This is a genomic window from Geotalea uraniireducens, assembly GCF_027943965.1.
Lineage (GTDB): Bacteria > Desulfobacterota > Desulfuromonadia > Geobacterales > Geobacteraceae > Geobacter > Geobacter uraniireducens.
On sequence record NZ_AP027151.1, the window covers coordinates 943166 to 970161 of the forward strand.

The 26996-nt window shown below is 61.6% G+C and carries 25 protein-coding genes and 1 riboswitch; of the genes, 13 read left to right on the forward strand and 12 right to left on the reverse strand.

The window, feature by feature from the left end:
- Positions 1-200 precede the first annotated feature (200 nt).
- Positions 201-1250, forward strand: coding sequence for an acyl-CoA thioesterase (locus QMN23_RS04540; protein ID WP_282002135.1), 1050 nt, complete (start codon positions 201-203; stop codon positions 1248-1250).
- Positions 1251-1410: 160 nt separating this feature from the next.
- Here the strand turns inward: QMN23_RS04540 and QMN23_RS04545 are convergent, their stop codons facing one another.
- On the reverse strand, positions 1411-1623 hold the full coding sequence (locus QMN23_RS04545; RefSeq protein ID WP_282002137.1) for a hypothetical protein: 213 nt from the start codon (positions 1621-1623) through the stop codon (positions 1411-1413).
- Positions 1624-2138: 515 nt separating this feature from the next.
- Between QMN23_RS04545 and QMN23_RS04550 the strand changes: the two genes are divergently transcribed.
- Together QMN23_RS04550 and QMN23_RS04555 are read left to right on the forward strand one after the other, a co-directional pair.
- Positions 2139-3428, forward strand: a complete 1290-nt coding sequence (locus tag QMN23_RS04550; protein WP_282002138.1) for a DUF3300 domain-containing protein — start codon at positions 2139-2141, stop codon at positions 3426-3428.
- A 59-nt stretch (positions 3429-3487) separates the two neighbouring features.
- A complete protein-coding gene (locus QMN23_RS04555; RefSeq protein ID WP_282002139.1) occupies positions 3488-4438 on the forward strand; it encodes a DUF2950 domain-containing protein in 951 nt (316 codons plus the stop codon).
- 100 nt (positions 4439-4538) lie between these two features.
- On the opposite strand, the gene QMN23_RS04560 is transcribed toward QMN23_RS04555, so the two are convergent.
- Positions 4539-5432: an ATP-binding protein gene (locus QMN23_RS04560; protein WP_282002140.1), complete on the reverse strand. Its 894-nt coding sequence runs from the start codon at positions 5430-5432 to the stop codon at positions 4539-4541.
- A gap of 210 nt (positions 5433-5642) precedes the next feature.
- Positions 5643-6827, reverse strand: a complete 1185-nt coding sequence (locus QMN23_RS04565) for a methyl-accepting chemotaxis protein (RefSeq protein WP_282002141.1) — start codon at positions 6825-6827, stop codon at positions 5643-5645.
- Between the two features lie 363 nt (positions 6828-7190).
- On the opposite strand from QMN23_RS04565, the gene QMN23_RS04570 reads away from it, so the two are divergent.
- A complete protein-coding gene (locus QMN23_RS04570) occupies positions 7191-8261 on the forward strand; it encodes a cytochrome-c peroxidase (protein ID WP_282002143.1) in 1071 nt (356 codons plus the stop codon).
- A gap of 64 nt (positions 8262-8325) precedes the next feature.
- Here the strand turns inward: QMN23_RS04570 and cowN are convergent, their stop codons facing one another.
- From cowN to QMN23_RS04585, 3 genes are all read right to left on the reverse strand, one after another.
- Positions 8326-8658, reverse strand: a complete 333-nt coding sequence (cowN, locus tag QMN23_RS04575; protein WP_282002145.1) for a N(2)-fixation sustaining protein CowN — start codon at positions 8656-8658, stop codon at positions 8326-8328.
- Between the two features lie 55 nt (positions 8659-8713).
- Entirely contained in the window at positions 8714-8893 is a 180-nt protein-coding gene (locus QMN23_RS04580; protein ID WP_282002146.1) for a hypothetical protein, read from the reverse strand.
- A gap of 266 nt (positions 8894-9159) precedes the next feature.
- Positions 9160-10785 carry a fumarate hydratase gene (locus tag QMN23_RS04585; RefSeq protein WP_282002148.1) on the reverse strand — a complete coding sequence of 542 codons (1626 nt, stop codon included), beginning with the start codon at positions 10783-10785 and terminating at the stop codon, positions 9160-9162.
- A gap of 277 nt (positions 10786-11062) precedes the next feature.
- Between QMN23_RS04585 and QMN23_RS04590 the strand changes: the two genes are divergently transcribed.
- On the forward strand, positions 11063-12181 hold the full coding sequence (locus tag QMN23_RS04590) for a GGDEF domain-containing protein (protein WP_282002150.1): 1119 nt from the start codon (positions 11063-11065) through the stop codon (positions 12179-12181).
- Positions 12182-12279: 98 nt separating this feature from the next.
- On the forward strand, positions 12280-12459 hold the full coding sequence (locus tag QMN23_RS04595) for an SAP domain-containing protein (protein WP_282002152.1): 180 nt from the start codon (positions 12280-12282) through the stop codon (positions 12457-12459).
- A gap of 75 nt (positions 12460-12534) precedes the next feature.
- Here the strand turns inward: QMN23_RS04595 and mutM are convergent, their stop codons facing one another.
- A complete protein-coding gene (gene mutM, locus QMN23_RS04600) occupies positions 12535-13350 on the reverse strand; it encodes a bifunctional DNA-formamidopyrimidine glycosylase/DNA-(apurinic or apyrimidinic site) lyase (RefSeq protein WP_282002154.1) in 816 nt (271 codons plus the stop codon).
- 132 nt (positions 13351-13482) lie between these two features.
- Here mutM and dnaB point away from each other — a divergent pair, with 132 nt between their 5' ends.
- The 4 genes from dnaB (at position 13483) to QMN23_RS04620 (ending at position 17874) form a co-directional block, all read left to right on the forward strand.
- Positions 13483-14856 (forward strand): replicative DNA helicase, encoded by a 1374-nt coding sequence (gene dnaB / locus QMN23_RS04605; RefSeq protein ID WP_282002155.1) that lies wholly within the window; start codon positions 13483-13485, stop codon positions 14854-14856.
- 49 nt (positions 14857-14905) lie between these two features.
- On the forward strand, positions 14906-15706 hold the full coding sequence (gene lpxA, locus QMN23_RS04610) for an acyl-ACP--UDP-N-acetylglucosamine O-acyltransferase (RefSeq protein WP_282002157.1): 801 nt from the start codon (positions 14906-14908) through the stop codon (positions 15704-15706).
- Between the two features lie 146 nt (positions 15707-15852).
- Entirely contained in the window at positions 15853-17160 is a 1308-nt protein-coding gene (locus QMN23_RS04615) for an enoyl ACP reductase FabMG family protein (protein ID WP_282002158.1), read from the forward strand.
- A gap of 168 nt (positions 17161-17328) precedes the next feature.
- Positions 17329-17405, forward strand: a riboswitch (cyclic di-GMP riboswitch).
- Positions 17406-17496: 91 nt separating this feature from the next.
- On the forward strand, positions 17497-17874 hold the full coding sequence (locus QMN23_RS04620) for a hypothetical protein (RefSeq protein WP_282002159.1): 378 nt from the start codon (positions 17497-17499) through the stop codon (positions 17872-17874).
- A 97-nt stretch (positions 17875-17971) separates the two neighbouring features.
- Here the strand turns inward: QMN23_RS04620 and QMN23_RS04625 are convergent, their stop codons facing one another.
- From QMN23_RS04625 to dusB, 4 genes are all read right to left on the reverse strand, one after another.
- Entirely contained in the window at positions 17972-18535 is a 564-nt protein-coding gene (locus QMN23_RS04625) for a hydrolase (RefSeq protein ID WP_282002160.1), read from the reverse strand.
- Between the two features lie 24 nt (positions 18536-18559).
- Positions 18560-20002 carry a sigma-54-dependent transcriptional regulator gene (locus tag QMN23_RS04630; RefSeq protein ID WP_282002161.1) on the reverse strand — a complete coding sequence of 481 codons (1443 nt, stop codon included), beginning with the start codon at positions 20000-20002 and terminating at the stop codon, positions 18560-18562.
- Positions 20003-20081: 79 nt separating this feature from the next.
- A complete protein-coding gene (locus QMN23_RS04635; protein ID WP_282002162.1) occupies positions 20082-21173 on the reverse strand; it encodes a two-component system sensor histidine kinase NtrB in 1092 nt (363 codons plus the stop codon).
- Entirely contained in the window at positions 21170-22144 is a 975-nt protein-coding gene (gene dusB, locus QMN23_RS04640) for a tRNA dihydrouridine synthase DusB (protein WP_282002163.1), read from the reverse strand. The genes QMN23_RS04635 and dusB overlap by 4 nt, the downstream gene beginning before the upstream one ends.
- 211 nt (positions 22145-22355) lie before the next feature.
- Between dusB and QMN23_RS04645 the strand changes: the two genes are divergently transcribed.
- Positions 22356-22616: a hypothetical protein gene (locus QMN23_RS04645; protein WP_282002164.1), complete on the forward strand. Its 261-nt coding sequence runs from the start codon at positions 22356-22358 to the stop codon at positions 22614-22616.
- A 28-nt stretch (positions 22617-22644) separates the two neighbouring features.
- Here QMN23_RS04645 and QMN23_RS04650 read toward each other — a convergent pair whose 3' ends face one another.
- Positions 22645-24306, reverse strand: coding sequence for an HD domain-containing phosphohydrolase (locus QMN23_RS04650; protein ID WP_282002166.1), 1662 nt, complete (start codon positions 24304-24306; stop codon positions 22645-22647).
- Between the two features lie 152 nt (positions 24307-24458).
- On the opposite strand from QMN23_RS04650, the gene QMN23_RS04655 reads away from it, so the two are divergent.
- Both QMN23_RS04655 and hflX read left to right on the forward strand, forming a co-directional pair.
- Entirely contained in the window at positions 24459-25229 is a 771-nt protein-coding gene (locus QMN23_RS04655) for an enoyl-ACP reductase FabI (RefSeq protein ID WP_282002168.1), read from the forward strand.
- A 108-nt stretch (positions 25230-25337) separates the two neighbouring features.
- On the forward strand, positions 25338-26978 hold the full coding sequence (gene hflX, locus QMN23_RS04660; RefSeq protein WP_282003813.1) for a GTPase HflX: 1641 nt from the start codon (positions 25338-25340) through the stop codon (positions 26976-26978).
- The last annotated feature ends 18 nt before the right edge of the window (positions 26979-26996 follow it).

Consider the following 26996-nt stretch of genomic DNA (forward strand, 5'->3'; position numbering starts at 1 on the left):
AAAAAAATTTTACGCTGACATGAATAGCTGAGTGTTGTTGGTGTGTTACGCGGGCGTAAAAATATTTTACAGTAAAAAATTTTTACGCCTGCGCCAGAATCGGCCCCGGCGGCGGAATCGGGGCCGTTCCCTTTACCCGCGGCAAAAAGAAGATAGGATTGTTTCAGGCGTTGGCGAACAATATTTTCCGGAGGATATGCATGACGACCCCGCGCGATACTTCTCTTGACCGGACCCTTCCCCTCGGCAGCGACCCGGCTCTGCGCCGCCGCTTTATGGTGGTCGACGAACCGGACCTCCGGGGAAATCTCCGCTTTGGCTTGCTGCTCGAAATACTCGATACGGTGGCGGAGGAGACTTCGCTTCGTTACGTCAACCGGTTCTACCCCGGCGCTCGGGTCGTCACGGCGGCCATAGACAATATCCTGGTCCGCCATGCCGCCGACGTTACCCGGGATATCGTCTTCCATGCCCGGATCAACCACGTCGGGCGATCCTCTGTCGAAGTCGGCATCCGGGTCGAACAGCCCGGCGAGCCGATGAATCATATCGCGTCGTGCTATTTTACGATGGTGGCCCGCTCGGGAGTCGGCGACTCTGCAGTGAGCCTGGCCCTGCCGCCCTTGGAATATCTCGACGATACCGAACGGCGGCGGGAGCGGAAGGCGGTTGCCCGGCGGGAGGAGTATCGGAGCGAGCAGGCGTTGGTGATTGAACCGCCAAGCCGCGAAGAGTATGAGATCCTCGCCTCACTGCACCGTGCCCAGGAAGAGCCGGGTTTCCAGGGGTTGCTGACGGGGCGGCTGGCCGCCGACGCCTGGGAAAGGATGTATCCTGAGCAGGAAAACGTGCCGCAGAAGATCTTCGGCGGCTACCTGATCCGCCGGGCCTACGAACTTTCGTCCATCTGCTCGGAGCTGGTAGCGCCCGACCGCTCGATCATTGCCGCCGTCAACCGGATCAATTTCTTTCATCCGGTGCGGATGGGGGACAAGCTCCATTACACGAGCCGGGTGGTCGCTATCGACGGCAGTTTCGTCTGTGTCGAGGCAAGTATCGAACGGATCAGCCGCGACCGGACCAGTAAAGCCCTGTCCAATTCCTGCCTGTTTACGTTTGTTAATGTCGATCGCCAACTGGGGCACCGGCCGGTGCCGTCGGTCTATCCGACCACCTATGCCGAGGATGCCCGCTACCTGACCGGGCAGCGGAGTATTCGTTCGCTTACCCGCCATGAGCATCTGATTTGAGGCGGTCGACTGGCTGAGGCAATGATGGTGCGGTGAGGGCACGGCGTTGAGCGGTAACCGCGGCTGGGGACGGTAAGGTGAGATGGTCGGGAGCGACGCGGGCGGAGCGTCCGTGCGAAGACGCTGCCGCTCCTCGCGTCACTGTTGGTCGGCAGGAAGGTCAGGCTGCAAAGCCGTAGTCATCCATCTCGACGGATTCGGCAACCACGTTGAGGAACGAGTTTTCCTGGGTGTCCTTGACGATCTTGGTCACTCCGTGGTTGACGGACCAGATGCTGCCGCAGCTGTTGCACTCCATTATCCCTTCGGCGAAGCCGTCAGCGTGCAGGTCGATGGAGACGTGTTCGTGGTTTTTACAAACGGGGCATTTCATTTCTTTTCCCTTTCTTCTTCGTGCGCCGCAGCTCCTTTTCCGGGGGAAACCCGGGCGGTGTACGGCGCCTCACCGGTGCGGTTTGGTTTTGTTTTAGTGATACTATACTGGGGGTGCTTAAGGAATGCAAGTCAGAAAATTCAAAAAAGTACAATATAACAGTATGTTACAGTATTGTGTATATGGCTTGTTAATCCGATTTTTTATAATTACCGTGCGGGGTATTTTATTTATACTGTAACACCTTGAATGTGTTGACTAATTTTTAAGAAACGGCATTATGTTTTATTTTTGCCTGCCGGTGGTTTAGCTTTCAGTCCATCGGCGTGGCGCGGATGAAACAAAAAAACATCATCTGTCGGTTGGGGTAAACCGCTTGTTGAAACGTCAATGCGGCCGGCTCGTCTCTGCCGGCGCGCGCCGGGCCGGATGCTTTTTCCCTCAGGGGGACTATACTTGTCAATTGAGGATTTCGGCGGCGGATAACGGCAAGACCCTGCCGCAAAGGAGCGTCTATGAGCCGGACATCAATCTGGATACGGGTGGTGAGTCTCCTGGTCATTGTGCTGCTGACGGTGCCGATGGTGACGCTGGCGCAGGATGATGAAAACGAAACAGCAAATTTTACCAAGGAACAGCTGGCGCAGCTGCTGGCGCCGATTGCACTTTATCCGGACGAATTGATCGCCCAGATTCTGATGGCTTCGACCTATCCCCTGGAGATCGTCATGGCCGACCGCTGGGTACGGCAGAACAAGGATCTCCAGGGCGAGGAGCTGGCCCAGGCCCTGGAGCAGCAGACCTGGGACCCGAGCGTCAAGTCGCTGGTAAACTTCCCGTCCGTCCTGGCGATGCTCAGCGAGAAACTCGATTTGACCACCAAACTTGGCGATGCCTTCCTGGAGCAGAAACAGGATGTGATGGAGATGATCCAGGAGCTGCGCCGGCGAGCCGCGGCGGCTGGGAATCTCAAGACTACCGACCAGCAGCAGGTGATCAATCAGGACGATACGCTCGTCATCGAGCCGGTGAACCCGGATGTGGTGTATGTGCCCTCCTACGATCCCTTTGTTGTCTACGGCACCTGGTGGTACCCCGATTATCCGCCATTCTATTTTTACCCGGCTCCGTCGCTGGTGTTCACCTTCGGCTTCGGCATCACCCTCGGCTGGCCGTGGGGCTACGCCTGGGGCGGCTGCGACTGGCACCATCACGATGTGGTGATCAATATCCACCGCAACTACGCCCATAACCGGTTTATCGACCGCAACCGCTATCTCCGGCGTTACGAAGAGCGCCGGATCGTCGGGCCGGATGGCCGCGGTGTGTGGGCGCACAATCCGCTCCATCGGCGGGGTGTCGCCTATGGCGATCGGGCAACCGCACATCGTTTCGGCCAAATGCCGGCCCGCCCCATCGAAAACCGCCGGGAGGTCCGCGGCTTTGGCAGTAGCGGTCGGTCCGTTTCGCCGCCGCGCACCGGCACGGTCATGCCGGAAACCCGCCCCGGACCGGGTGCCGTGCCTCCTCGTACTGTTCCTGCTCCCCGGGTTGGCGGCGGTACCGGTGAGCGGGGTGTCTCCCTGCCGAGCACCGGCAGCCGGGGGGTGCGGGTCGAGCGGGGCCAGGCCAGTCGGCCGGTGGCACCGAGTCCGCGCCGGGAAAGCATTTTCAGTAGCGGCTTCGGCGAGGGCGCCGGCGCCCGGCGGTCGAGCGAACGGGGCCGGAGCAGTTTCGGCGGCGGCTTTTCCAAGGGCGGATTCCAGCCGGGTGGCGGCGGCCGTGGTCAGGAACGGCGCAGATAACCGACGGTGCCGGGCTGGATAAGCCGGCACCGGCCAGACAATGTTGCGGAGGAACAATTATGACGGTTATAACATTCCGGACGCAGAGCATCTGCCGCTCCCTGCTCATCGTACTGCTGATCCTGGCGCTGGGGGGGACGGCCCTGGCCGCTTCGGCCAAGAAACGGCAAAAAAGTTTCGCCACGCCGGAAGAAGCTGTGAAGAGCCTGGTTGAAGCGGTGCAGACCAATAACGACGGAGAACTGGCGGCAATCCTCGGCCCCGGCTCGGGCAAGCTCATTTCGTCGGGCGATCCGGTGGAGGATCGGCAGGGGCGGGAACGGTTCATCAAGCGTTACGAGGAGAAGAACCTTATCGAACACCAGGGTGCCGACCGGGCCATCCTCTCAATCGGCACTGCCGATTACCCGTTCCCGATCCCGTTGGTGAAAAAGGGGCAAAAATGGTTCTTCGACACCAGGGCGGGGCGGCAGGAAATACTCAACCGGCGGATCGGCCGGAACGAGTTGGAAGTGATGGATGTCCTGCGCGCTTATGTCGATGCCCAGCGCGAGTATGCGGCCAAGGATCACGACGGTAACGGCGTGCTCGAATTTGCCCAGCGACTGAACAGTACGCCGGGCAAACACGACGGCCTTTATTGGGAGGCGGGCGAAGGGGAGGAGGAAAGCCCCTTCGGTCCGCTGGCGGCGCGGGCTGACTGCCAGGGGTACGGTCCGCAGTTCAAGGCGGCGCAGCCCGAACCGTTCCACGGCTATTATTTCAAGGTGCTGACGGCACAAGGCAAAGATGCGGAGGGCGGAGCGTTCGACTATGTGGTCAATGGCAAGATGGTCCTCGGTTTCGCCATGGTTGCCTATCCGGCGAAGTACCGGGCCTCCGGGGTGATGACCTTTGTCGTCAACCAGAATGGGGTCATTTACCAGAAAGACCTCGGTAAGGAGACGGCCCGGCTGGCCACGGCGATGAAGGCATACAACCCGGATCCGGGCTGGAAAAAAGTCGACTGACGCCGGACGGAAGCAAAAGCGAAAACGGGGCAGGCCGGAGAACGGGCCTGCCCCGTTTTTCGTCGGGGGAAGGGGGATGGCGGGGGCCTGAGAATGCGGTTCAGGCGAACCGGGTCTGCAGCAGGTAGCGGCCGACCCAGTTCTTGGCAAACTGGAAAGCGGTTCGGCCGCACCGCTTGCTCTTGTCATGCGACCACTGAATGGCGTCCAGCTCCAGTTCCTTCGTCCAGGGGATAGCCACCTGCCGATTGCGGGCCTCCCGCTCGACGCAGAGCCGGACGGCATCGAGATAGCGATCCTGGGAAAAAACGTGGAACGCCACCCAGAGCCCGAACCGGTCGGAGAGGGAAACCTTTTCCTCCATTGCCTCGCTCTGCTGCAGTTCGCCGTTGACGAACTTTCCCCCGAGCTTGTCGGTTTCGTATTCGGGCAGCAGGTGGCGGCGGTTGGACGTCACGTAGATCAGGACGTTTTCCGGCGCCGAGTAGACCGAGCCGTCAAGGGCGCTCTTGAGCATCTTGTAGCTCAGTTCGCCGACTTCGAAGGTCAGGTCGTCGCAGAGCAGGATGAACCGGTACGGCTCGTTTTCCACGGCGGTGAAGATTTCGGAGAGGTAAATGAGGTCTTCCTTCTCCACCTGAATTACCCGGAGTCCTTCGGGGGCGTATTCCTTCAGCAGGGCCTTGACGAGGGACGATTTCCCGGTTCCCCGCGATCCCCAGAGGAGGGCGTTGTTGGCCGGCAAGCCCTTCAGGAACTGGCGGGTATTGTAGGTCATCACTTCTTTCTGCTTCTCGACGCCGAGCAGTTCATCCAGGGTGGTAGTGTCGGTCACCTTGACCGGTTCGAGGAAGCCGGAAAAGGAGTGGCGGCGCCAGTTGGCGGCATGGCAGGCCGACCAGTCGACCGGCTTGACCGCCTTGGGGAGCAGCATTTCGACGGAGCCGAGCACACGCTCGAGCTGGGCGACAACTTCGGGTTTCAGGGTGATCATCGTTCCGGTTCTCTCCTGCAGTGCGTTTGATGGCCGATTCGTTGTGCCGGCAGCGACGGGGAGTCCGGGGGAGACTTGTCCGGGCGCAAAACGCCCGGACGATCGGGTGGAGAGACTAACTGTCTGATTGGTGGCCGGAATCAGCGGGTCGTTCTGTATACGTTATTCGCCGAACCGCTGTCAAGGTAAATTCAATGGCGAGGCGGGGAGTTAGCCCTGCAACTTGAAACGGTTTGCCAGCTGCTGCATGGCGGCGGCTGACCGGGCCAGTTCGGCAGCGGCATCCTCCGTCTGGTGGGCACCGCCGGTGGCGTCGTGAATCACCTGGGAAATCCGCCGCATGCTTTCGGTGATGCTGGTACTGGTGGCGGACTGCTCTTCGGCTGCCGTCGCCACCTGGGAAACATGTTCGATCAGCGGCGTGATCTGATCCTTGATGGTGCCGATTGCCTGGCTGGAAAGCTGGGCGTCTCTGGCGCCGCTCCGGACGCTGGTGGCGCTCTGTTCCATCAGGCCCATCACGTTCCTGACATCTCGCTGCAAGGTGCCGATGATCGACTGGATTTCGTGGGTTGACGAGGTGGTCCGCTCGGCAAGGTTGCGGACCTCATCGGCTACCACCGCAAAGCCGCGCCCCTGGTCGCCGGCACGGGCTGCTTCGATGGCCGCGTTCAGCGCCAGCAGGTTGGTCTGGTCGGCGATGTCCTCGATGGCCACCACGATGTCGCCAATCCGTTCCGAGTTGACCCCGAGCGCCTTGACCGCCTCGGTGGTGTCGATAACCATCCGTTCGATCGCTTCCATCATCGCCGTCATGCTGAAAATGGTCGTTTCGCCGCTGCGCGTGGCATCGTCGGTGCTGGCGGCTTTGGCTGCCATCTGCTGGCAGTTGTGCGAAATGGCGATGCTGACCGACGCCATCTCGTCCACCGCAGTAGTGATGCTGTCCGATTGTTCCGACGCATGTTCCGTCCCTTCGACGATCTGGGCGGAGGTCGCACGCAACTGGTCGGAAGCTCCCGCCAGTTCTCCCGCCGTCTGCTGGATGCCGGCAATGATCCCGCGCATCGATTCCTGCAGGTGTCTCATCGCCGTGAACATTTTACTGAACTCGTTTTTGCGCAGAACGGTGACGGTCTCGCTCAAGTCGCCACCGGCCATCGTTTCCAGGTAACCGATTGCCCGCTGGATCGGCCGGTTGATCGACCAGATGTTGATCCAGCCAAAGATGCCGCCGGCAACGATGAACAGGGCAGGGGCGCCGAACTTGATCAGGGGGGAGGCGGACTGGGCGGTGAGGGCCGCCGCGACGATACAGATGCTGTAACAGACACAGAGGGTGGTCAAGCGGGTTTTGATCGAAAAATTGAGGTAGTAGTTCCACAGCGTTTGCATACCGCGTCTCCCGGCAAGATGATGAATATTATTGCTGTATACAGTTATCGGCAGCGGGCGAAATTTGTTTAACTTATTTGTAATAATTTTGTGTGACCGTCATTCCCTGCGGGGGGGCGGTCGAAAGGGCTGCTCTTGCCGGTTTGTCCAAAACCCCGGCATTGTCAGGCGGGAGCCTGCTTGATGGCGTGTCAACACTATAAAATCACTTGAATATTTTGCGCGTGGCACTTGTCAGGCTAGAAAAATCTAATAAACTCGATGAGAAGTCGGCGCGAAAGGAGGTGACGTTTTGCTGGGCGGCTCATTGTTGGCTGCAACCGGTCAGAGAACGGACCGAATCCAATTCAAGGAGGATGAAGCATGAAACGGTTTAGAATAATGGTGTGCAGTGGCGTGGTTTTGGCGGCAAGCCTGGTTGCGGGTATCGCAACGGCGGCGACGACGGGAGAAATTCTGCTCGGGCGGATGCTCTATTTCGACAAGAGTCTTTCCAGTCCGGCAGGGCAGGCCTGTGCGTCCTGTCATCTCCCCCAGGCCGGCTATGCGGACCCCGACCAGAACCTGCCGGTTTCCGAGGGGGTCATCCCCGGCCGGTTCGGCGGCCGCAACGCGCCGACCGCCGCCTACGCGGCTTTCAGCCCGACGTTTTACTTTGATGTGGCCACTGGCCAGTACGTGGGGGGGCAGTTCTGGGACGGCCGGGCGGCAACGTTGAAGGATCAGGCGAAGGGGCCGTTCCTCAACCCGGTGGAGATGAACAATACCATGGAAGGGGTGGTTGCTGCGGTGCGAAGCGCCCCCTACTCCTCGCTCTTCCTGGAGGTTTATGGCCCCACTGCGCTTGACGACGTGCCGGCCGCCTACGACCTGGTCGCCCAGGCCATCGCCGCATTCGAGAGTTCCAAGCCGGTGAACCGTTTCAGTTCCAAGTTCGATCTCTCGCTGAAGAAGAGTGTCAAATTCACCACTCAAGAGAAGAAGGGGCTCAAACTGTTCAATGATAAGTGTGCCGGCTGCCATCCGAGCACTTCGGTCGACGGCGTTACCCCGCCGCTATTCACCGATCATACCTACGACAACCTGGGGGTGCCGAAGAACACCGAGTTTCCCTACGATATCCTCAACCTTCCCCCTGATCTCGGCCTTGGGGCAATCCTTGTCGATCCGCTCCAGGACGGCAAATTCAAGGTGCCGACCCTGCGCAATATCGAGCTGACTGCTCCCTACGGCCATAACGGCTACTTCAAGACGCTGAAGGATATCGTCCATTTCTACAATACCCGCGACGTCCCGGCGGCGAACTGGCCACCCCCTGAAGTGTCGGCCAATCTGAACACTACCGAATTGGGAAATCTGGGCCTGACGGAAGAGGAAGAAGATGCGATCGTTGCCTTCCTGATGACTCTGACCGACGGTTACGTCTGTCAGTGAGGACTGGAGGCTGAAGGACGGGGCCGGGAGGAATTCCCGGCCCCTGCCGGCGGTCGGGCGTCGCTCAGCAGGACTCCAGTTCCAACTGATGCAGGAGGGCGAGCGCTTCCTCGTCCTCCTGCTCTTCGAACAACTCGCGGATGTTGTTGATGTAAGAATGGACGAGAAACAGTTCGTCAAGCCGCCGGCCGCCATTGTCGGCACCGGTGGCGGCCAGCGCCAGCTTTTCCTTGAATTTCTCCCAGAACAGGTTGCTGTGGGCCGGGTCGTCGATGTAGCGGCGCAGCAGCGCCACAACCTGCCGGGCGTTACCATCGCCGTCAATCCCCTTGAATGTCACATAGCGGTCCGTGGTCTTGACCGCCGCAGCGTTCTTGCTCGGTTTTGCTGGGGCCATCTTTGTTCGTACTCCCTGGTGATGAAAATTTTCGATGTCCCGGCCGGCGGCCGATTTACAGCGGCATCGGTTCGCAGACGTTTTCCGGGGCATTGGCTTCCACCCCGCAGAGAAAACAGACGACGGTCGGTTTGTCGGTAAGATGGGCGACCTCCTCGGTCAGCCCCTTGCTGCGCAGAATACAGATATGGCCCTGGTGTGTGGCCCCGCAACGGCAGGTTTGTTTGGTTTCCATGGATCCCTCCGGATGATTTCGATGAGGCGGCGGCCGGTACTGCCGGAAACGCAATAAGCCCGGCGGAACATCGTTCCCCGGGCTTCGTTGCCGGACAGGCCGCACCCTTACGGCTGGGAAGATTATGGCACAGGCGGTCCGCAAATGCAATCCACCTGCGTACCGCGCGGGGACGGGCGCGTGTCTGCGGCTGGCGCGGCTTAAATGACAACGCCCCCGATCGCGGCGCGACCGGGGGCGTTGTCTGGTGCTGTTGTTCGACGGGATTAGAGACCGAGCTGCTTGAAGAAATCGTTCCCCTTGTCGTCGACGAGGATGAAGGCCGGGAAGTTCTCGACTTCGATCTTCCAGACCGCTTCCATCCCCAGTTCGGGGAAGTCGATGCACTCGACCTTCTTGATGTTCTCTTCGGCGAGGACTGCCGCCGGGCCGCCGATGGAGCCGAGGTAGAAGCCGCCGTGTTTCTTGCAGGCGTCGGTCACCTGCTGGCTGCGGTTCCCCTTGGCGATCATGATCATCGAGCCGCCGTTTGACTGGAGAAGGTCGACGTAGGAGTCCATCCGGCCGGCAGTGGTGGGGCCGAAGGAACCGGAGGCCTTGCCGGCCGGGGTCTTGGCCGGACCCGCATAGTAGATCGGGTGGTTCTTGAGATAGTCGGGGAGCGGCTTGCCGGCGTCGAGGATTTCCTTGAACTTGGCGTGGGCGATGTCGCGGCCGACCACGATGGTGCCGTTGAGGAGGAGCGGGGTTGATACCGGGTGCTTGGAGAGTTCCGCCAGGATCTCCTTCATCGGCCGGTTGAGATCGATCTTGACGCCGTGCTCGTGCTTGCCGCGGTACTGCTCGGGGATCAGCCGCCCCGGATTGCGGTCGAGCTCTTCGACGAAGAGGCCGTCGCGGGTGATCTTCGCCTTGACGTTCCGGTCGGCGGAGCAGGAGACCGCCATTCCGACCGGGCAGGAGGCGCCGTGGCGCGGCAGGCGAATCACCCGGACATCGTGGGCGAAGTACTTGCCGCCGAACTGGGCGCCGATGCCGAGCTTGTAGGCGGCCTGGAGCATTTTCTCTTCCAGCGCGGTGTCGCGGAAGGCCCGGCCGTGCTCGTTCCCTTCGGTGGGGAGGTCGTCATAGTACTTGGCGCTGGCGAGCTTGACCGCTTTCATGCAGGCGTCGGCGCTGGTGCCGCCGACGACGACGGCGATGTGGTACGGCGGGCAGGCGGCGGTGCCGAGGTACTTCATCTTGTCGACGATGAATTTCTCCAGCTTCTCGGGGGTGAGGAGCGCCTTGGTCTCCTGGAAGAGGGAGGTCTTGTTGGCCGAGCCGCCACCCTTGGCCATGAAGAGGAACTTGTAGGCGTCGCCGTCCACGGCCTGGATGTCGATCTGCGCCGGCAGGTTGGTGCCGGTATTCACCTCTTTGTACATGTCGAGGGCAACGGTCTGGGAGTAGCGGAGGTTTTCCTCGGTATAGGTCTTGTAAACTCCTTTGGAGAGGGCTTCTTCGTCCTTGCCGCCGGTCCAGACCTGCTGGCCCTTTTTGGCGATGATGGTGGCGGTGCCGGTGTCCTGGCAGACCGGCAGCTCGAAGTTGGCGGCGATTTCGGCGTTGCGCAGGAAGGCGAGGGCCACGCCCTTGTCGTTCTGGGAGGATTCCGGGTCGCGGAGGATTTTCGCCACCGACTCGTTATGCTCCGGCCGAAGCAGGAAGGAGACGTCGCGCATCGCCTCGTTGGCGAGAATGGTCAGCGCCTCGGGGCAGACCCGCAGCACGTCCTGGCCGGCAAATTGCTCGACGGTGACGTACTTTTCGGAGCCCTCGATCTTGCGGTACTTGGTGCTCTCTTTCCCGAGGGGAAACGGTTCCTGGTAGACGAACGGCTTGGTGGACATCGTGTGCTCTCCTTTCGTTGAGTGGATCAGGTTGGCCTCGGCGGCTGCAGGCCGAAAGTGAGGCTCTTGCCGGATTGCGAACGGAACGATGATAAATGCTGTGTATACAGTATGCAACGGGCATCTTATTTAAAAAAAATCAATTTGTCGAGAGGGAAGTTGCGCTGATTTGGTTCATGAAACCGCTAAATTTCGCGGCATCCGTGCCGATTAGGTAAATATGGGAGAGCATCGCGCTCTTCCTTAGCCATCCTACCCATAAGGAACGGATTTGCCCATGGCCAAGAGCGCCCGCACCGGCGAGCCGATCCCGGACGAAACGAGCCGTTATGCCGGCTATGACCGGATCATGGGGAGTATCTCCTGGCTCCTGATCGCCCTGGTGTCCCTCGACATCAAGTTGCTGCAGCCGCGGGCACACAGCGGGCTGGTGCTTGCCGTCCTCTGCCTCGGGCTGTTCGGCTACAACGTGGCGGCCCGCTATCTGGTGATGCGGGGGCGGTCGGGACCGTACAAGACCTTTGTCGACCTGATGGTCTTCCTGCTGTTCATCGTCGGCGTCTCCTGGTTCACCGGCAAGATCACCAGCCCGTTCACCTCCCTGATTTATCTGGTGCTGATGACCACCTCGCTGACTCAGGGGCGACGGGTGACCTATTTCATGGCAGCCCTGGCGATCTCTTCCTACGTCCTCCTCAGCTCGGACGACTTCACCGCCTATTTTGCCGATCGAACCAATTTTATCCATTATGTCCTGGAACTTTTCCCCTTCATGCTGATCGCCCACCTGGGGGCGATGCTGTCGGGCGAGGCAGAGAGCGCCCGGCAGGAAATCGAAAAGCTCTCACTCACCGACGAAGTGACCGGCCTGAACAACATGCGCAACTTTTTCCACCTGGCAGCGGCCCAGGAGCGGATGGCCCACCGCTACGGCCGTCCCTTCACCATCTGCATGCTCGACGCCGACAACTTGAAGAAGATCAACGACCGGCATGGCCATTTTGCCGGCACCGAGCTGATTTGCCATATCGGCCGGATCATCTCGACCTCCATTCGCAGCACCGATATCGCTGCCCGTTATGGCGGTGACGAGTTCGTCATCATGTATGTCGAGGCGGACAAACGGGATATCGAAGCGGCAGTGGGGCGGCTGATCGCGGCGTTGCGGGAAACTCCATTCATTTTCGATGGCCAGGAATTTTACACGACACTGTCGGCGGGGATCGCGTCCTATCCCGAGGACGGTGACGATGTGGCGACAGTCATGTCCCGGGCAGACGAGGCGATGTATTTCAGCAAGCATCACGGCAAGGATCGGCTGACAATCTACGGGCCGGAAACCGCCGGCAGCGAGACGAACCGCGAACTTCGCCCCCTTCACCTTGCGCAGGGCTAACTCTTCTGGTAAATGTAATAAGAATATCGTACGGTTGCCACACGGGAATGCGAAAATGCCGCCAGGCAACGCGAACCATTGACCGGGGGGAGACAGCGATGAACATGCCGGAAGTGAAGGAAATTGCCAAGCAGCGCGGAGTCAAGGCCGGGACGAAGAAAAAAGGGGAGCTGATCCGGGCCATTCAGCAGGAGGAAGGGAACGAGGCCTGTTACGAGACCGGCAAGGCCGCTTCCTGCGGCCAGGATGAATGTCTCTGGCGCGGCGACTGCAAGTAAAGGGAGCAGGCGGGGGGCCGATCCCGGAAACGGCTGAAAAAAGACCGGCAATGGCCGGTCTTTTTTTCGCTCCGGTCATTCCTGGCAGCGGGCGCAGAAGAAAGTACTCCGCCCTCCCAGCCGGCTCAGGCTGATCGGGGTGCCGCAGGTGGGGCAGGGTTTGCCGTCCCGGCCGTAAACGGCGAGGCGGAGGGCGAAGTAGCCCGGCGCGCCGTCGCTGTCGGTGAAATCCTGCAGCGTGGTCCCGCCTGCGGCGATCGCCTCCAGTAAAACGCTCTTGACCGTAGCCGCGAGCTTCCGGTAGTCGTCGGCATCGAGCGAGGCGCTCGGTCGGTCCGGCCGGATGCCTGCCCGGAAGAGAGCTTCGTTGGCGTAGATGTTTCCCACCCCGACCACCACCCGGTTGTCCATCACCAGCAGTTTAACCGCCAGTCGCCGTTTCGCGCCGCATCGCTGCAGATAGTGGCCGTCGAAGACGTCGGTGAGCGGTTCCGGACCGATGCCGGCCAACGGCGGCAGGGTGAACGGATCGTCTTCCGTCCAGAGCACCAGGCCGAAACGGCGCGGATCGCGGAAGCGGAGACTGGTTCCGTTGTCGAGCAGCAGGTCGAAGTGATCGTGTTTTGTCGCTGGCTGTGTCGTGGGGACGATCCGTAGCGAGCCGGACATCCCGAGATGGATGAGTAGCGTGCCGCAGTCGCAGCGGAGCAGCAGGTACTTGGCACGACGCTCGACGGTGGTGATCGTCCGCCCGACGAGGCGTTCGTTAAGCCCGGCAGGGAACGGCTGGCGGAGTTTGGCGACTCGGGCGACGACGGCGACGATGGTCCGACCGGTCAGGTGGGGGGCGATACCGCGCCGGGTGGTCTCGACTTCGGGGAGCTCGGGCATGGGATTCTCCGGAAAAGTTTCGCAGTTTCAGATGATTGGCTTGACAGGTCAAAACGATTGACCACGCCTGGCAAGCAAGGTATAGTAACTTCCTCCTGCCGGTCAGTGCCAGATTTATCTTTCAGGAAACCCATGTCCGTCGTCGATCTGCGAAAAATTCCCCCCCAGAGCCTGGAAGCCGAGATGTCGATCCTCGGCGGCATTCTCCTCGACAACGAGGCGATCAACCGCACCCTGGAGATCATCGAGGCCGAAGACTTCTACCGCGAATCCCACCGTAAGCTGTTCCGGGCGATGGTGGAGCTTTCCAGCCGCAGCGAGCCGTGCGACCTGATCACCCTCACCGATCTGCTGAAGCGGCACGGCGAGCTGGAGGAAATCGGCGGCGCCGCCTATCTCGCCACCCTGGTCGATTACGTGCCGACGGCGGCCAACATCGCCTACTACTGCAAGATCGTCAAGGAAAAGTCGGTTTCCCGGCGGCTGATCACCGCCGCCACCGAAATCGTCACCATGGGGTACGACGCCGAGACCACCGTCGACGAACTGCTCGACAGCGCCCAGAAGAGCATCTTCGAGATTTCCGACAACAAGCTCCGCCCCGCCTTTACCCCGGTCGGGGCGATCCTCAAGGATACCTTCCGCCACATCGAAACCCTCTACGAGAAGAAGGAGCACGTTACCGGCGTCCCGACCGGCTATTACGACCTGGACAAGATGACGGCCGGCTTCCAGCGCGGCGACCTGATCATCATCGCCGGCCGCCCGTCGATGGGGAAGACCGCCTTCGCCCTCAACATCGCCCAGTATGCCGCGGCCCATGCCGATTCGCCGGCGCCCGCCGCCATCTTCTCCCTGGAGATGAGCAAGGAACAGCTGGTGATGCGGCTGCTCTGCTCCGAGTCGCGGGTCGATGCGAGCCGGCTCCGGACCGGGCACCTGATCGATACCGACTGGCACAAGCTGACCAGCGGTGCCGACAAGCTCTCCAAGGCAAAACTCTTCATCGACGATACCCCGGCGATCCCGATCATGGAGATGCGGGCCAAGTCGCGGCGGCTGAAGGCGGAGCACGGGCTGGGGCTGATCGTTGTCGACTACCTGCAGCTGATGCGCGGCGGCGCCCGGGTCGAGTCACGCCAGCAGGAGATCTCGGAGATCTCCCGCTCGCTCAAGGCCCTGGCCAAGGAACTCGATGTGCCGGTGGTGGCCCTTTCCCAGCTCAACCGCTCCCTGGAGAGCCGGACCGACAAACGCCCGATGATGAGCGACCTGCGGGAGTCGGGGGCCATCGAGCAGGATGCGGACGTGATCATGTTCGTCTACCGCGATGCCGTCTACTGCGACGACTGCAAGAAGCGGGACGGCTCCTGCACCAAGGGGCACGAGAAGGACGCCGAGATCATCATCGGCAAACAGCGTAACGGCCCGATCGGCACGGTGAACCTGCTCTTCAACGGCGAATTCACCCGTTTCGAAAACCTGGATAAGCAGCACGAATACTGAGACGAGTCCGACTCCCCGGGCTCCGGGCTCCCTCCCGAACGAGGTTCATATGATCGATCCGACAGCACGCATCAGCTCCACCGCCACCATCGCTCCCGACGCCGAGATCGGCCCCAACGTGACCATCGGCGACCACTCCCGCGTCGGCAGCGGCACCACAATCATGGCCAATGCCGTTGTCGGCCCCTGGACCACCATCGGCGAGAACAACACCATCCATTTCGGTGCCATCGTCGGTCACGATCCCCAGGATTTCGGCTACAAGGGGGAGGAGAGCTACACGATCGTCGGCAACGGCAACATCATCCGCGAGTATGCGACCGTTCACCGGGGGAACCGGCCGGGGACGAAAACGGTGATCGGCGACAACAACTTCCTGATGGTCCAGTCCCACGTGGCGCACAACTGCGAGGTGGGAAACAATATCATCCTCGCCGGCGGGGCGCTTCTGGCTGGCCATGTGGTCGTGGAGGACCGGGCGATCATCTCCGGCAACTGTGTTGTCCACCAGTTCGTCCGGATCGGCCGGTTCGCGATGATGCGCGGGCTGTCCCGCACTTCGCGCGACGTGCCGCCGTTCTGCATCATGGACGATACCCATACTGTCAAGGCGCTCAACCTGGTGGGGCTGCGGCGGAACGGTTTCGACCAGTCGCGGATCAGGGCGCTCAAAAATGCCTTCAAGCTGCTCTTCCTGGCCGGGCTGAACATGCAGAATGCCCTGGCCGAAGCGGAGCGGACCCTGCATATTACCGATGACGTCCGCGAGCTGCTCGATTTCATCAAGGGCGCCAAACGGGGTGTCTGCTTCGGCCGCGGTGTGATCGTCGACGTCGAAGAAAAGGAGTAGGGGCGAATCTTGTATTCGCCCAGGCTTCCCATTCTCAAGATCGCATGCGTAGGGGCAGGTCCCTGTGCCTGCCCAATCAGAGCCTACCCGGACAGGGCGGCCACGGGGGGGCGCCCCTGCATAATCATTCATCGAGGTATAAACCAATGACCCCATACACTCCCCTCCGGCAGCTCCCCGCTGCCGCCGGCTATTCGCAGAACGACGTCTTCGTCCTCTTTGGTGAGCTGTTCGGCCGCGGCTACGCCAACGGTGTCGTCGACGAGGCGCGCAACGCCGGCATGACCATCATCGGTGCCACCGTCGGCCGCCGGGACAACAACGGCCCGCTGCGCCCGCTGACCGCCGAGGAACTGGCAGAGGCCGAGGCCAATCTCGGCGGCCAAATCATCAATGTTCCGCTGGAGGCCGGCTTCGACCTCGAACCGGCCGGCAACGGCCTGACCCCGGTCGACCAGCTCAAGGGAGTCAAACCCGAGACGGTTGCGGAAACGGCCCTCGATATGGCGGCGGTGGAAGAGTCGCGTCAGCTCGGGATCGGCCGGTTCCGGGGCAACCTGGCTGCCTTTGTTGCCGAGCTGGAGCAGCTGGTGCCGGCGGGGGCGAACCTGCTCATCGCCCATACCATGGCCGGCGGCATTCCCCGCGTCCGGACCCTGATGCCGATCCTCAACCGGGTCTTCAAGGGCCAGGGCGACCGCTATCTCTCCTCGGCCGCCTTCTGGCAGTCCGATGTCGGCCAGCTCTGCTCGCTCAGCTTCGACGAGGTCACCGCCGATACCTTCGCGGCACTGATCGAGGCGACTGCGGCGCTCCGCGGCCGGGTCGAAGGGGCAGGGGGGCGCGTCGCCTATACCGCCTTCGGCTATCATGGCTGTGAAGTACTGATCGGCGGCGACTACCGCTGGCAATCCTACACCCCCTACCTGCAGGGGTGGGCGAAGATCCGCCTGGAAGAGGCCGCCGCCCGGGCCTGGCAGGCGGGGGTGAAGGCGACGGTCTTCAACTCGCCCGAAATCCAGACCAATTCCAGCGCTCTCTTTCTCGGGGTGGAGATATCCCTCTATCCACTGCTGACGGCGTTGCGGCAAGAGGGGGATGGGCCGGCGGCGGAGGCGCTCTGGCAGGAGTGCCGGCAACTGCTCAAAGAGGGGGAGACGGTCGAAGCCCTGTTGGCGAAGGCCGGACAATATCTTGCCTCTCCCGAGCTGGCCGCTTTTGCCCGCTACGAGGAGTGGCCGCAGCATAATACCGCCGAGCAGGCGGCGCTGATGCTCTCCGCGTCGGGCGACTTGATGGCGATGAACGCCGACCCGAAACAGATCGTCTGCGCGGTCCTGTCGCGGGCGGTTTTCCAGGCGGTCGGCCGGCTGATGTTCGATTATTCCTGGGCTCCGGCCGCCCCGGCCATCTGGCTGAACCATGACGTCATTGCCCGGAGATTGACCGCCTGACGGCGACCTTTTTTGGGTCGCCGGCGACGGTTTCCGTCACCGCCGCCGGCATCGTTTTCTTGCCCCGCCCGGTGAACGCCCATTCGCCGGGCGGTTTCATTTTTGTAACACTATGGTTGGTTGGTGGTATGGTGCTTGCATCTTTACTGACACACAGCAGCAGGTGATAGACGATAATACTAAACCATCCGCGAGGATGGGGCGGAAAGCCCACAGGGTCTCCCTGAGACAGCCGGGTTGCCGAAATGTCACGCAATGATATCCGGCCCCGGCTTTTTTTGCGCCTAAGATGGCGCCCTGCCGCCGGGAAGGGGTATCCGGCGCGAGGAGAGACCAATGGGCACGTACGGGCGCGGGTGTCGGTGGGGGATGATGGCGATCCTGATTGTGACGGGACTGGGCGGGGTGATGGCGAACCCTGGCAGTGCCCGGGGGGACGAAGCCCTGGTGTTGAAGCGAACCGTGCCGCGCCGGGAGGCGGGGCGACTGCTGAATGAATCCGTGCCCCAGCGTTTGCCGGCCGAGAAAAAGTTATTTGCCCTCGTCCCCAATGATGATGGTGACGTCTCGCTGGCTGTCGGCGGGGTTTCCGTCGATGTGAGTTACAACAATCTTCTCCCCGAGGACGAGGGGCAGGAACAGCTCAAGCGGATCACCCAGCAGCAGGACCCGCTGATTAACGGTATTGCCGTGAAGCTGGCCTTCCACTTCTGATTCCAAGGTAAAGGTCGACCGGTCACGCGCCGGGTCAAAAATAACAACGCCCCGTCGGGATTCCGGCGGGGCGTTGTTGTCTTGAGTGGCGGCAAGGTCAGCGGACCAGCTTCGACAGTTTTTTGAATTCGTCGGTGCCGGCCACCCGCAGGAGCTGGAAGAGGGCCGCTTCGGTGGAAGTGATTACCGCTCCGGCATCCCGCGCCGTTTCGAGGCCGATAAACCAGTTATCCCGCCGGCGGCTCATCACCGCATCCCGGACGAGGTGGACGCGGTAGTCGCGCTCCAGGAGTTCCAGTACCGTCTGCAGGACACAGACGTGGGTTTCCATACCGGTGATGATCACCTGCTTGCGCCCCAGTTCGGCGAGCCGGTTGAGGAACGACTGATCGCCGCAGCAACTGAAGGTCATTTTTTCGTAGGCCGGGCCGGCAAAACGGTCGCGCAGTTCCGGCAGGGTGCAACCGAGGCCCTTGACGTACTGTTCGGTGGCCAGAACCGGGATTCCCAGCTCCCGGGCCGCTTCCAGCAGGATGCCGGTATTGGCGGTCAGCTGGCCGAGCACCTCCTGGTCCATCGCCGCGCAAAGCCGTTCCTGCACGTCGATGACCACCAGCACTGCCTGATTCCTGTCGAGAAAGAACTTGTCCATCACGCCCATAAACCACCTCCCGGATATTTGTCGTTAGTCCTTCCTGATATCGATCGCCAGCTCCTGGATCTTCTTCCGCAAGGTGTTCCTGTTGATGCCGAGAATTTCCGCGGCCTTCACCTGGTTGCTGCGGGTTTTTTCCAGGACGAAGCGGATCAGCGGCCGTTCCACCTGTTTGAGCACCAGGTTGTAGATGTCGCCGCTCTCCATCTTGTCGAGATTGGTCAGGCTCGCCCGCAGCTTCATGTCGACCAGGGCCTCAAGGGAGAGCTCGTCGGCGGCGGTCGGTCCCCCTTTGTGCTGGATATGCAGCCCGGGGAAGTCGGCCGGGGTGAGCAGCGGGTCAGACGAGAGAATGACCGCCCGCTTGATGGTGTTCTCCAGTTCCCGGACGTTGCCCGGCCAATCGTAGGCGGCAAGCAGGTTCATGGTGTCGGGAGCGCATTTCTTGATCGGGACCTCCAGCTCGGTGCAGGTCTTGCCGAGAAAGTAGTCGACCAGCAGCGGGATGTCTTCTTTCCGCTCCCGGAGCGGCACCAGCTGGAGCGGCACTACGTTGAGCCGGTAGTAGAGATCCTCGCGGAACTGCTTCTGCCGTACCTGCTCTTCGAGATTCTGGTTGGTCGCCGCGACGATCCGGACATCGACGGCGATATTCTGGCTGCCGCCGGTGCGGGTCACCTCCTTCTCCTGGAGAACCCGGAGGATCTTGGCCTGGAGATCCAGCGGCATGTCGCCGATCTCGTCGAGGAACAGCGTCCCGCCGTTGGCCTGCTCGAACTTGCCGAGCTTCCGTTCGACGGCGCCGGTGAACGCTCCTTTCTCGAAACCGAAGAGTTCGGATTCGAGGAGTTCTTTCGGGATTGCCGCGCAGTTGAGGGCGATGAACGGTTTGCCGATCCGTTTCGAATTGAAGTGGATTGCCCGGGCGATCAGCTCCTTGCCGGTCCCCGATTCTCCCTGGATAAGGACGGTGATATCGCTTGGCGCCACCTTGCCGATGGTCTTGTAGACTTCGCGCATTGCAACCGAGTTGCCGACGATGGTCTTTTCGAGCAGATACCGCTCTTTGATCTCTTCGCGGAGGATCGACATCTGGGCGGTCAATTCCCGGGCTTTGCTCACCTTCTCGATGATCGCGTCGATGATGTCGAGATCGAACGGCTTGGTTATGTAGTCGTAGGCGCCCCGCTTCATCGCTTCGACGGCGTTTTTCATGCTCGCCTCGGCGGTCATGATTACCACCAGGAGGTCGCTCTTCAACTCGCGCACCCGATCGAGGAGATCGAGTCCAGTAATTCCCGGCATCTTGATGTCGAGAATGGCCAGGTCGTAATCGCCGGCCTGGATCTGGCGGAGGGCTTCTTCGCCATCCCGGGCGAGGTCAACGGTAAACCCCTTTTTCCTGAGGGCCTTTGATAGGACCCAGCGCATGCTTTCTTCGTCGTCGGCAACCAGAATGCGATTCAATGACATAGAATAAAACCTCGAAAATCGGGCAGCAGCCGGTCGGCCGGGGGGACGCTCGCTCCGCTCCCGGCCCTGGACTGCCGCCCTATTGAATTAATGGCACCATCACGGTGAAGGTCGTTCCTTTGCCGGGCGGCGACTCTACCTTGATCATTCCCCGGTGTTCCGAGACGATTTTCTGGCAGATGGCGAGGCCGAGTCCGGTGCCGGTCGCCTTGGTGGTGAAGAAAGGGGTGAACAGGTGCTCCAACTGCTCTTTGCCGATCCCCGGGCCGTTGTCGCTTACCTCGACGGCCACCATCCGGGAGCGTCGTTCCCCTTTCTGGGTCATGCTGTAATCGGAAATCACCCGGCTGACGATTTTGATCATTCCCCCCTCATCGACTGCCTCTTCGGCGTTCTTGACGAGGTTGAGGAACAGCTGGGTCAGCAGCCCCTCATCGGCCAGGATCGGCGGGATGCTCGGGTCGAATTGCTGCTGGAAGGTGATGTTTTTCCCTTGGGCCGAACGTTTCTGCAGGGTGATGATGTCGCCGAGCACCTTATGCAGGTTGACCTTGGTCAGTTGCAGCCGCCGGGGCGAGGCGAGGCCGAGGAGTTCCTCGACGATCCGATTGACCCGTTCCACTTCCCGGATCATCACCCGGACGTTGTCGCGCAATTCGCTGTCGGCGGGGAGTTCCAGTTCGAGCAGCTGGGCCGCGCCCTTGATCCCCCCCAGCGGGTTCTTGATCTCGTGGGCGAGCCCGGCGGCGAGGGTGCCGAGCGTCGACAGCCGGTCGGCGTGCCGGACCGCCTCCTCCAGTTCGCGGATGTTGGTCAGATCCCGCAGGACGAGGATCGTGCCGATCGGTTCGCCGTTCTGGAGCAGCAGCGGGAAGGTGGTGGCGGAGACCGGCGTCAGGTGCTTCCCTTTCTTGAGGACGATGTTCTCGTAGTCGACGATGGTCATGCCGGTGGCCGAGGTCTTGCCGACCATCTCCAGGAGGATCGTCTCCCCCTTGAGCAGGGTGGCGAACAGCGTTCCCTGGGCCTGGCGCCGGGAAATGCCGGTAATCTCCTCGGCAGCCGGGTTCATCAGGGAGACCGTTCCCCCCAGGTCGATGACGATGACGCCATCGCCGACGCTGTCGATGATGTTGGCGTAAAACTCCTGGCTCTTGTCCCGGATGGTCATGCCGCCTCCGCGGTAAAGAAGCGGTTCAGTGCTTCGAGGAGGGCTTCCTTGCCCTCGATAGAATTGATCTGCTTCCTGAACTGGGCGGCGCTGGCGATGCCGCGGGAATACCACGAAACATGCTTGCGCATCTCCCGTACCGCTACCCGTTCGCCGGCAAGGTCGGTAAACAGCTCCAGGTGACGCAGGGCAAGCTGCCGCCGCTCCTCGACGGTGGGGAGCAAGGGGGGCTCACCCGCCAGCAGTTGCCGGACCTCGCGGAAGATCCATGGGTTGCCGAGGGCGCCTCGGGCCACCATCACCGCATCGCAGCCGGTTTCCGCCAGCATGGCGACGACATCGTCCGGGGTGAAGAGGTCGCCGCTGCCGATGACCGGAATGGCGACCGCTCGCTTCAGTTCGGCGATTTTTGCCCAGTCGGCGTGACCGTCGAACATCTGCGCCCGGCTCCGCGGATGGAGCGTAATGGCATCGCACCCCTCGTCGGCGGCGATCCGGGCGATCTCCAGGAAATTGCTCTCATCGCCGCTCCAACCGCTGCGAATCTTGATCGTCAAAGGCAGGCGCGTCGCCCGACGGGTCGCCCTGACGATGGCGCGAACCTTGGCCGGCTCCCGGAGCAGGGCGCTGCCAGCGCCGCTGCCGACCACCTTCCGCACCGGGCATCCCATATTGATGTCGATCAGGTCGCCGTACGGCTCCACGAGCCGGGCACCTTCGGCGAGCAGCTCCGGGTCGTCGCCGAACAGCTGGATGCCGAGCGGGCGGTCTGCTGCCGTGCTTTGCAGCAGTTCGAAAGATTTTTTCCCTTCCCGGACCAGGCCGTTGACACTCACCATTTCGGTAAAGCAGAGGGCCGCCCCCTGCTCCCGGGAGAGCAGACGGAACGGCAGGTTGGTGATTCCGGCCATGGGGGCGAGCAGCAGGTTGTTGGCCAGTGACAAAGAACCGATGGAAAAGCTTGTTATCATTATGCTGCTGTCTATAGTGGCGGTATGGTGCTTAAAATTTAGGCATAGTAGCATGTGAAAGGAAAAAGGCAAGCAGTTTTTTTGAGGAATCGGCCCCTCGGGGAGGGTGATTGACATTTGCTCCGGCGATCATTACCCTGCTGCTCGATGCATGAGCGAGTTCTCTGCCGGCGTTGCCGGACGGGAACCGGCGATGGGCCCGGGAGGCACAATGGAACTGGTTGGTGGGTTCATGGTGATGATGGGGATTATCGGTTTCTTCCTGGCGGTGGTCTGGCTGGTGATGCCGCTGGTGCTGTTCGCCATCAAGGGGAAAGTCGATCGGATGCTGGTCCTGCTTGAAGGGGTCGAGCAGCGTCTTGCCGCTCTTGAGTCACGGCAGGCCGCGGCCGCTGAATCCGCCGGTGCCGTTGCCGCAACGCCCCTGCCGGCGGCCGGTGCCGCTGGGGAGCCGGTCGAACCGACCGATTAATCCGTGGCGCTTTGCCGCGGTGCCGGCGTCATGCCCCGGCGACCATCCGGAAATTCTCCCGCAGATGGTCTTCTTCCCCCTTGGCGATGACCCGCTCTACGTAGCGGCAAAAACACTCCACGACCTGCGGGTCGAAGTGAGTCCCCGCACAGCTTCGCAGCTCTCGCAGCGCCTCGCGGACCGTAAATCCCTTCTTGTACGGCCGTTCTGAAACCATGGCGTCGAACGAGTCGGCGACCGCCACGATCCGGGCCGGAAGAGGGATCTCTTCCCCCTTGAGCTGCTTCGGGTAGCCGGTGCCGTCGTACCGCTCGTGGTGGTAGAGAATCGCCGGCAAGACCTCTTTCAGTTGTGAGATCGGCGTGAGGATAGCCACCCCCTTCTCGGGATGGAGTCGCAGGGGCGGAAATTCGTCTTCCGAGAGGGCGGCCGGTTTTTCCAGCACCGCCTCGATGACGCCGATCTTGCCGATATCGTGGAGCAACCCGCCGAGTCTCACCTGTTCGATCATGCTTTCCGACAGTCCCATCTCGGCGGCCAGCCGTGCCGCGATTCGCATTACCCGCTCCGAATGGCCTTTTGTCCAGGGAGATTTGGCGTCGATCGCATTGGCCAGGCTCGCCACGGTGTTGATGAAGAGGCTGCGCATGTCTTCGTAAAGACGGGCGTTCTCCAGCGCCACCGCCATCTGGGAAGCGATCTTCTCGATGGTGAAGGTTTCCTGGCGGGCGAAGGCTCCCGGTTCCGTGTCGCCGAGCAGTAACACCCCCTTGATTTCGTCTTTTGCCACTAGCGGGATGGCGACCAGCGACCTGATGCCGGCAGCCAGCAGTGCCTTGTCGACCGGCGAGGGATCCCGCGATTTTTCGAGATAGGCGATGCTGGCGCTCCGCCCGGTCTGGAAGGCCTTCCAAGCGGTGCTCCGACCGCCGCCCAGGCTGGAGCCGGCCTGCAAAAGCGGTGGGACCGGCAGCTGTTCGCCGTGGGAGGCCATAACCACCAGCTTGTCGCTTTCCACCTGCAGAATGGCCACGAATTCGCAGCGGATGATCCGCTCGATCTGGGCCATGGCCGTTTCCATAATCTTGTCCCGGCTCAGCGAGGAGGAGATCGCCTTGTTGATCTCATCGAGGGTTAGGATGATGTCGATCCGGCCCGCCAGGTCAATGGCCATGTCCAGCGATTCGTCGAAGAGCTGGATGTGGGAGGTGACAAGGGCGGCATGGGAGACCAGGTCGCGGATGATGGCGGTTTCGTCGTCGGAAAAGGGGGGCAGTTCGCGGGTCCGGGCGATGAAAACCGCCCCGATAACCTGGTTGCGGGCAACCATCGGCACCGCCAGCAGGTAGAGGTTGCGGAGCAGTTTGCGGAGCTTCGGCGGCAGCAGTTCCGAGGAGGCCGGATCGGTCAGCAGCAGGTGTTGTTTCTTGCGGATCATCCCCTTGATGAGCGGAATCTTGTCGGGGGCCAGCGGCATTTCGCGGAAGATCGGCAGAAAACGGGCCGGCAGGCCGTAGCTGCGGGCGGGAGCGAAGTCGCGGCGCTCCCGGTCGAAAAAATAGACGGCTATCCATCTGCTCTTCACCAGCTTGCGTAGCAAGCGGGCAAGGTTCTTGACGACTTCATCGACGTCGGCCAGGCTGCCGAGTTGCTCGCTTTCCTCAATCAGCTCGCGGTAGGAGTTAATCATGATGCCCTCTCCCTTCTCATTTACCACAAATTGGGCATATGTCTTGCCAAAAAAAGGTTTTTTTATTACTATCGCCGGCAGCTTCCGCCTCCCGGCGCCGGTGCGTCGTGCCGCGGATCATCACGAAACCATCCATGTTTCCGGAGGAATAAATGGGGCTTCTGGCTGGGAAAAAGGCGATCATTTTCGGGATTGCCAACGAGAAGAGTATCGCCTGGGCGATTGCCCAGGCGTTCAAGCGCGAAGGGGCAGAACTGGCCGTCACCTATGCCAATGAGACGGTGGCCAAGCGGGTAATCCCGCTGGCCGAAAGCCTGCAGGCGCAGCTGGTGTTGCCGTGCGACGTGCGCAACGATGGCGATCTCCGCGCGACCTTTGCCGAAGTGGAAAAGGCCTGGGGCGGGCTTGACATTCTCGTCCATTCGGTGGCGTTTGCCAACAAGGACGAGCTGAAAGGGTCGTTCCTCAATACCACCCGCGAGGGGTTCTCCCTTGCTCTGGATATCAGTGCCTATTCGTTCATTGCCATGATGAAGGAAGCTTATCCGCTGATGAAGGAGCGGAACGGTTGCGCGCTTGCCCTGACCTACTACGGTGCCCAGAAGGTTTTCCCCAACTATAACGTCATGGGGGTCGCCAAGGCGGCTCTCGAAGCCAGTGTCCGCTATCTTGCCGAGTCGATCGGCACCGACGGCATCAGGGTCAATGCTATCTCCGCCGGGCCCCTGAAGACGCTGGCGGCTGCCGGGGTTGGCGGTTTCAACCAGATTGCCGGTCATGTGGCCGAGAAGGCACCGTTGCGGCGGAACATCTCCCAGGACGAAGTAGCCGGCGCCGCGCTCTATCTTTGCAGTCCCCTGGCCAGTGGCGTCACCGGCGAAATCCATTTCGTCGACAGCGGTTATAATATCATCGGTTTGTAGACTATTGCGGGCGCGGGCACCGGGCGGACGAGCAGTCCGTCCGGCGTCCCCGCTTCCCTCCTTGGTAAGGAGCATTCGATCAAACAGCTGCATGGCAATCTCACCGGGCTGAAGCCGAGCCAGATTTCCGCCCTGGAGCGGCTGTACCGCCGCCGCGTTCCGCCCGACCAACTGATCACCGCCGAACTTGCCGGCCGGCTGGCAGAGCTTTCCCGGGATATCAGACGGCAGGTCGGCATCCTGATCAATCGCCACGGCGCGGTCGAGTACGTCATTATCGGTGACGAGCGGGGGCTGTTCATCCCGGAACTGGCCGACTACCCGCTGGGGCGCCGCCTGCTGCGGGGGCTCCGCTTCGTTCATACCCACCTGAAAGGGGAGTCCTTCTCCGAGGACGACCTGACCGACCTGGCCCTCCTCCGCTTCGACATCATGGCCATCCTCCAGCTCCATGCCGACGACCGGCTCCTGGCTATCCAGACCGCCGCCCTGACGCCTTCGGACGTCAGCGGCCATCCCTACCGGGTCGAGGCGGCGGAGCCGTTTGCCACCTTCCGGATGGATTTTGCTGCCTTCATTTCTACCCTGGAGCGTTCTCTGGAGTCGTCACTCTCGGCGGCCCGGGAGGTGGCGGCGGGAGAGGAGCGGGCGATCCTCGTTTCGGCAACCCGCCAGGAGCGGGAAGAGGCCGAAGATTCCCTTGACGAGCTCAAAGAGCTGGCGCGCACTGCTGGCGTGGCGGTTCTCGATGCGATCATCCAGCGCCCGCGCGAGTTCAACCCCCGTTACCTGATGGGGGAGGGGAAGATGCGCGAGGTGGTGATCCGGGCGCTGCAACTTGGGGCGACTCTGCTCATCTTCGACCAGGAGCTTACCCCGGCCCAGGTTCGTTCCATCTCCGAACTGACCGAACTGAAGGTCATCGACCGGAGCCAGCTGATTCTCGATATTTTCGCCCGCCGGGCCAAGAGTCTCGACGGCAAGGTCCAGGTGGAACTGGCCCAGCTGAAGTACCTCCTGCCGCGGCTCACCGGCCGCGGGGTGCAGATGTCGCGGCTGATGGGGGGGATCGGCGGCCGCGGGCCGGGGGAGACCAAGCTGGAAACTGACCGGCGGCGAATCCGCGACCGGATCGCCAAACTGGAGCGGGAGCTGGAAGAATTGTCGCGCGGCCGCCAGCAGCGCCGGCAGAAGCGGGTCCGGGCCGGCTTGCCGATCGTCTCCATCGTCGGTTATACCAACGCCGGCAAGTCGACCCTGCTCAATGCCCTTACCCGGAGCGAGGTCTTCACCGAAAACCTGCTGTTTGCCACCCTCGACACCTCGACCCGCCGGCTTCGCTTTCCCCGGGAGCGCGAGGTGATCGTCACCGACACGGTCGGCTTTATCCGCTCCCTTCCCGCCTCGCTGATGGGGGCGTTCAAGTCGACCCTGGAAGAGTTGCAGGACGCGGATCTCCTTCTCCATCTCGTCGATTGTGCCACCCCTCGGGTCGAGGAGCAGATCCGGCAGGTGGAGACGATTCTCGATGAGCTGGAACTTGGCGATAAACCGCGCCTGGTGGTCTTCAACAAGGCCGACCTGCTGACCGGCCTCAAGCAGCGGAATCCGTTGATCTTCATGAAGATCCGCCAGCTGTCGCGCCAGTACGGGGCCATTATGATCTCTGCCGCCGACCCGGCTTCGCTCGAGCCGTTGCTTCTGGAGATGGAACGCCGGTTCTGGCCGGCCCGGGTCGATCCCTCCTAGCTCCGCCCCTCTGCGGGC

Coding starts and splice junctions, on each gene's coding strand:
- QMN23_RS04615 (WP_282002158.1), top strand. CDS start 15,853: ATGACCCCATACACTCCCCTCCGGCAGCTCCCCGCTGCCGCCGGCTAT.
- QMN23_RS04540 (WP_282002135.1), top strand. CDS start 201: ATGACGACCCCGCGCGATACTTCTCTTGACCGGACCCTTCCCCTCGGC.
- dnaB (WP_282002155.1), top strand. CDS start 13,483: ATGTCCGTCGTCGATCTGCGAAAAATTCCCCCCCAGAGCCTGGAAGCC.
- QMN23_RS04645 (WP_282002164.1), top strand. CDS start 22,356: ATGGAACTGGTTGGTGGGTTCATGGTGATGATGGGGATTATCGGTTTC.
- QMN23_RS04620 (WP_282002159.1), top strand. CDS start 17,497: ATGGGCACGTACGGGCGCGGGTGTCGGTGGGGGATGATGGCGATCCTG.
- QMN23_RS04545 (WP_282002137.1), bottom strand. CDS start 1,623: ATGAAATGCCCCGTTTGTAAAAACCACGAACACGTCTCCATCGACCTG.
- lpxA (WP_282002157.1), top strand. CDS start 14,906: ATGATCGATCCGACAGCACGCATCAGCTCCACCGCCACCATCGCTCCC.
- cowN (WP_282002145.1), bottom strand. CDS start 8,658: ATGGCCCCAGCAAAACCGAGCAAGAACGCTGCGGCGGTCAAGACCACG.
- QMN23_RS04585 (WP_282002148.1), bottom strand. CDS start 10,785: ATGTCCACCAAGCCGTTCGTCTACCAGGAACCGTTTCCCCTCGGGAAA.
- QMN23_RS04630 (WP_282002161.1), bottom strand. CDS start 20,002: ATGTCATTGAATCGCATTCTGGTTGCCGACGACGAAGAAAGCATGCGC.
- QMN23_RS04560 (WP_282002140.1), bottom strand. CDS start 5,432: ATGATCACCCTGAAACCCGAAGTTGTCGCCCAGCTCGAGCGTGTGCTC.
- mutM (WP_282002154.1), bottom strand. CDS start 13,350: ATGCCCGAGCTCCCCGAAGTCGAGACCACCCGGCGCGGTATCGCCCCC.
- QMN23_RS04635 (WP_282002162.1), bottom strand. CDS start 21,173: ATGACCATCCGGGACAAGAGCCAGGAGTTTTACGCCAACATCATCGAC.
- QMN23_RS04570 (WP_282002143.1), top strand. CDS start 7,191: ATGAAACGGTTTAGAATAATGGTGTGCAGTGGCGTGGTTTTGGCGGCA.
- QMN23_RS04655 (WP_282002168.1), top strand. CDS start 24,459: ATGGGGCTTCTGGCTGGGAAAAAGGCGATCATTTTCGGGATTGCCAAC.
- QMN23_RS04580 (WP_282002146.1), bottom strand. CDS start 8,893: ATGGAAACCAAACAAACCTGCCGTTGCGGGGCCACACACCAGGGCCAT.
- QMN23_RS04590 (WP_282002150.1), top strand. CDS start 11,063: ATGGCCAAGAGCGCCCGCACCGGCGAGCCGATCCCGGACGAAACGAGC.
- QMN23_RS04650 (WP_282002166.1), bottom strand. CDS start 24,306: ATGATTAACTCCTACCGCGAGCTGATTGAGGAAAGCGAGCAACTCGGC.
- QMN23_RS04550 (WP_282002138.1), top strand. CDS start 2,139: ATGAGCCGGACATCAATCTGGATACGGGTGGTGAGTCTCCTGGTCATT.
- QMN23_RS04595 (WP_282002152.1), top strand. CDS start 12,280: ATGAACATGCCGGAAGTGAAGGAAATTGCCAAGCAGCGCGGAGTCAAG.
- QMN23_RS04565 (WP_282002141.1), bottom strand. CDS start 6,827: ATGCAAACGCTGTGGAACTACTACCTCAATTTTTCGATCAAAACCCGC.
- dusB (WP_282002163.1), bottom strand. CDS start 22,144: ATGATAACAAGCTTTTCCATCGGTTCTTTGTCACTGGCCAACAACCTG.
- QMN23_RS04625 (WP_282002160.1), bottom strand. CDS start 18,535: ATGGGCGTGATGGACAAGTTCTTTCTCGACAGGAATCAGGCAGTGCTG.
- QMN23_RS04555 (WP_282002139.1), top strand. CDS start 3,488: ATGACGGTTATAACATTCCGGACGCAGAGCATCTGCCGCTCCCTGCTC.